Origin of the sequence: Curtobacterium sp. VKM Ac-1395, assembly GCF_015350975.1 — a bacterium.
Classification (GTDB): Bacteria; Actinomycetota; Actinomycetes; order Actinomycetales; family Microbacteriaceae; genus Curtobacterium.
In genome coordinates this window covers 1-5,311 of the sequence record NZ_JADKRX010000014.1, presented here as the reverse complement: position 1 = coordinate 5,311, position 5,311 = coordinate 1, and the positions used below count along the sequence as shown (strand labels likewise).

Genomic DNA, 5,311 nt, shown 5'->3' with positions numbered 1-5,311 from the left:
GTGCGTCTGGTCCTTGAGAACTCAACAGCGTGCACATTGTCAATGCCAATTTATTGACCTCGTCGCCGAGCTTGCTCGGTGTCGGAGACAATTCCTTTTGGATTGAAGATTGTCAGTAGACAGTCAACAGTCAGAATCAACTCGCTGACACTTCGGTGTTGGTTGTAATTTTTTTACGGAGAGTTTGATCCTGGCTCAGGACGAACGCTGGCGGCGTGCTTAACACATGCAAGTCGAACGATGATGCCCAGCTTGCTGGGTTGATTAGTGGCGAACGGGTGAGTAACACGTGAGTAACCTGCCCCTGACTCTGGGATAAGCGTTGGAAACGACGTCTAATACTGGATATGATCGCCGGCCGCATGGTCTGGTGGTGGAAAGATTTTTTGGTTGGGGATGGACTCGCGGCCTATCAGCTTGTTGGTGAGGTAATGGCTCACCAAGGCGACGACGGGTAGCCGGCCTGAGAGGGTGACCGGCCACACTGGGACTGAGACACGGCCCAGACTCCTACGGGAGGCAGCAGTGGGGAATATTGCACAATGGGCGAAAGCCTGATGCAGCAACGCCGCGTGAGGGATGACGGCCTTCGGGTTGTAAACCTCTTTTAGTAGGGAAGAAGCGAAAGTGACGGTACCTGCAGAAAAAGCACCGGCTAACTACGTGCCAGCAGCCGCGGTAATACGTAGGGTGCAAGCGTTGTCCGGAATTATTGGGCGTAAAGAGCTCGTAGGCGGTTTGTCGCGTCTGCTGTGAAATCCCGAGGCTCAACCTCGGGCTTGCAGTGGGTACGGGCAGACTAGAGTGCGGTAGGGGAGATTGGAATTCCTGGTGTAGCGGTGGAATGCGCAGATATCAGGAGGAACACCGATGGCGAAGGCAGATCTCTGGGCCGTAACTGACGCTGAGGAGCGAAAGCATGGGGAGCGAACAGGATTAGATACCCTGGTAGTCCATGCCGTAAACGTTGGGCGCTAGATGTAGGGACCTTTCCACGGTTTCTGTGTCGTAGCTAACGCATTAAGCGCCCCGCCTGGGGAGTACGGCCGCAAGGCTAAAACTCAAAGGAATTGACGGGGGCCCGCACAAGCGGCGGAGCATGCGGATTAATTCGATGCAACGCGAAGAACCTTACCAAGGCTTGACATACACCGGAAACGGCCAGAGATGGTCGCCCCCTTGTGGTCGGTGTACAGGTGGTGCATGGTTGTCGTCAGCTCGTGTCGTGAGATGTTGGGTTAAGTCCCGCAACGAGCGCAACCCTCGTTCTATGTTGCCAGCGGGTTATGCCGGGGACTCATAGGAGACTGCCGGGGTCAACTCGGAGGAAGGTGGGGATGACGTCAAATCATCATGCCCCTTATGTCTTGGGCTTCACGCATGCTACAATGGCCGGTACAAAGGGCTGCGATACCGTAAGGTGGAGCGAATCCCAAAAAGCCGGTCTCAGTTCGGATTGAGGTCTGCAACTCGACCTCATGAAGTCGGAGTCGCTAGTAATCGCAGATCAGCAACGCTGCGGTGAATACGTTCCCGGGCCTTGTACACACCGCCCGTCAAGTCATGAAAGTCGGTAACACCCGAAGCCGGTGGCCTAACCCTTGTGGAAGGAGCCGTCGAAGGTGGGATCGGTGATTAGGACTAAGTCGTAACAAGGTAGCCGTACCGGAAGGTGCGGCTGGATCACCTCCTTTCTAAGGAGCATCTGGTCAGTGCTGGTCACCGTATGGTGTCCGGTTCACTGGTCCAGGCGCCCGATTCGGACCGAACGTGTCCGACGGGTAGCTCATGGGTGGAACATTGACAGTGCAGTTGGGAGCGATGCTCCCGATCTTCAGTACACCGGGTTTGCCTGGTTGGAACGGGTCGGGGTGGAGCGATCAGCTGGTGCACGTTGTTGGGTCCTGAGGGACCAGGCTTCCTACCGGGTGTGGGTCGCGTCTTCCGATTCGGGAGGTGTGGACCTGCGGCACGGTGGGGGTTGGGCCTACGGGTCCTTCGTTGGGCCGCATGAAGCTGGAGGGTTACCTCTGGGGGAGTGTGGTGCCGATCGTATGTTGAGAACTACACAGTGGACGCGAGCATCTTTAGATTCGCGTGATGAGCAGCACGGGCCTTCTCGGTTCGTGTGTGGCTTGTGACGTTGGATCGCAATTTTAATCTTTGTGGTCAAGTTTCTAAGAGCAAACGGTGGATGCCTTGGCATCTGGAGCCGAAGAAGGACGTAGAAATCTGCGATAAGCCTCGGGGAGCTGATAATCGAGCTTCGATCCGAGGATTTCCGAATGGGGAAACCCCGCCAGGCGTTTTGCGACCTGGTGACTCCCGCCTGAATATATAGGGCGGGTAGAGGGAACGTGGGGAAGTGAAACATCTCAGTACCCACAGGAAGAGAAAACAACATGTGATTCCGTGAGTAGTGGCGAGCGAAAGCGGATGAGGCTAAACCGATCATGTGTGATAGCCGGCGGGCGTTGCATGGTCGGGGTTGTGGGACACGTCACTCAGTTCTGCCGGACTGGGACGGTTACAGCGCATCATAGTCGAACCGGTTTGAAAGCCGGGCCGTAGTGGGTGCCAGCCCCGTAGACGAAATGGTGTTATGGCCGGATGTGTATCCCAAGTAGCACGGGGCCCGAGAAATCCCGTGTGAATCTGTCAGGACCACCTGATAAGCCTAAATACTCCCAGATGACCGATAGCGGACAAGTACCGTGAGGGAAAGGTGAAAAGTACCCCGGGAGGGGAGTGAAATAGTACCTGAAACCGTTTGCTTACAAACCGTCGGAGCCTCCTTAGTAGGGGTGACGGCGTGCCTTTTGAAGAATGAGCCTGCGAGTTAGTGATATGTGGCGAGGTTAACCCGTGTGGGGCAGCCGTAGCGAAAGCGAGTCTGAATAGGGCGATTCAGTCGCATGTCCTAGACCCGAAGCGAAGTGATCTATCCATGGCCAGGTTGAAGCGACGGTAAGACGTCGTGGAGGACCGAACCCACTTCAGTTGAAAATGGAGGGGATGAGCTGTGGATAGGGGTGAAAGGCCAATCAAACTTCGTGATAGCTGGTTCTCTCCGAAATGCATTTAGGTGCAGCGTTGCGTGTTTCTCGCCGGAGGTAGAGCTACTGGATGGCCGATGGGCCTCAACAGGTTACTGACGTCAGCCAAACTCCGAATGCCGGTGAGTGAGAGCGCAGCAGTGAGACGGTGGGGGATAAGCTTCATCGTCGAGAGGGAAACAACCCAGACTACCAACTAAGGTCCCTAAGCGTGTGCTAAGTGGGAAAGGATGTGGAGTTGCACAGACAACCAGGAGGTTGGCTTAGAAGCAGCCACCCTTGAAAGAGTGCGTAATAGCTCACTGGTCAAGTGATTCCGCGCCGACAATGTAACGGGGCTCAAGCACACCACCGAAGTTGTAGATTTCGCACTATAGACAAGCCTTCGTGGTTCAGTCGTGCGGAGTGGTAGGAGAGCGTCGTGTGGCGAGTGAAGCGGCGGAGTGATCCAGCCGTGGACGCTACACGAGTGAGAATGCAGGCATGAGTAGCGAAAGACGGGTGAGAAACCCGTCCTCCGAAAGACCAAGGGTTCCAGGGCCAGGTTAATCCGCCCTGGGTAAGTCGGGACCTAAGGCGAGGCCGACAGGCGTAGTCGATGGACAACGGGTTGATATTCCCGTACCGGCGAACAACCGCCCAAGCTAATCCAGTGGTGCTAAGAGTCCTAACCCGGATCAACCGGATCCCTTCGGGGTGATGGTGGCCGGTCTAACGCTCGACCCCATGCTGGTGCGGTTAGCGTATGAACAGGTGTGACGCAGGAAGGTAGCTGAGCCAGGCGATGGTATCCGTAAGGTGATCCTGGTGTAAGGATGTAGGGCTGACGATAGGCAAATCCGTCGTCTGTATGCCTGAGATCCGACGCGTACCCGTGAGGGGAAATCAGTGATCCTATGCTGCCGAGAAAAGCATCGACGCGAGGTTGCAGCCGCCCGTACCCGAAACCGACTCAGGTGGTCAGGTAGAGAATACCAAGGAGATCGAGATAATCATGGTTAAGGAACTCGGCAAAATGCCCCCGTAACTTCGGGAGAAGGGGGGCCGGACGCGTGACCGGATTTACTCCGTGAGCGTTGAAGGCCGCAGAGACCAGTGGGAAGCGACTGTTTACTAAAAACACAGGTCCGTGCGAAGTCGCAAGACGATGTATACGGACTGACGCCTGCCCGGTGCTGGAAGGTTAAGAGGAGGGGTTAGCCTTTGGGCGAAGCTCTGAATTTAAGCCCCAGTAAACGGCGGTGGTAACTATAACCATCCTAAGGTAGCGAAATTCCTTGTCGGGTAAGTTCCGACCTGCACGAATGGCGTAACGACTTCCCAGCTGTCTCAACCGTGAACTCGGCGAAATTGCACTACGAGTAAAGATGCTCGTTACGCGCAGCAGGACGGAAAGACCCCGTGACCTTTACTACAGTTTGGTATTGGTGTTCGGAGTGGCTTGTGTAGGATAGGTGGGAGACTGTGAAGCGGGCACGCTAGTGTTCGTGGAGTCATTGTTGAAATACCACTCTGGTCACTTTGGATGTCTAACGTAGGACCCTGATCGGGTTCATGGACAGTGCCTGATGGGTAGTTTAACTGGGGCGGTTGCCTCCTAAAGAGTAACGGAGGCGCCCAAAGGTTCCCTCAACCTGGTTGGCAATCAGGTGGCGAGTGTAAGTGCACAAGGGAGCTTGACTGTGAGACTGACAGGTCGAGCAGGGACGAAAGTCGGGACTAGTGATCCGGCAGTGGCTTGTGGAAGCGCTGTCGCTCAACGGATAAAAGGTACCTCGGGGATAACAGGCTGATCTTGCCCAAGAGTCCATATCGACGGCATGGTTTGGCACCTCGATGTCGGCTCGTCGCATCCTGGGGCTGGAGTAGGTCCCAAGGGTTGGGCTGTTCGCCCATTAAAGCGGTACGCGAGCTGGGTTTAGAACGTCGTGAGACAGTTCGGTCCCTATCCGCTGCGCGCGTTGGAAATTTGAGAAGATCTATCCCTAGTACGAGAGGACCGGGATGGACGAACCTCTGGTGTGTCAGTTGTTCTGCCAAGGGCACCGCTGATTAGCTACGTTCGGACCGGATAACCGCTGAAAGCATCTAAGCGGGAAGCCGTCTTCGAGATGAGATTTCCATGCACCTTGAGTGTGAGAGGCTCCCAGCAGACTACTGGGTTGATAGGCCGGATGTGGAAGCGGGGACTAACGACCCGTGGAGCTGACCGGTACTAATAAGCCGAAGACTTGACACCAACTATTTCCCCACCT

The 5,311-nt window shown here is 55.5% G+C and carries 2 rRNA genes; both read left to right on the top strand.

The annotated features are described in order from the left end of the window. Positions 1–172 precede the first annotated feature (172 nt). A 16S ribosomal RNA gene (locus ITJ68_RS18820) occupies positions 173–1,694 on the top strand. A 473-nt stretch (positions 1,695–2,167) separates the two neighbouring features. Further along, positions 2,168–5,295: ribosomal RNA gene (locus ITJ68_RS18815) — 23S ribosomal RNA — on the top strand. The 16S and 23S rRNA genes sit together here, the layout of an rRNA operon. The last annotated feature ends 16 nt before the right edge of the window (positions 5,296–5,311 follow it).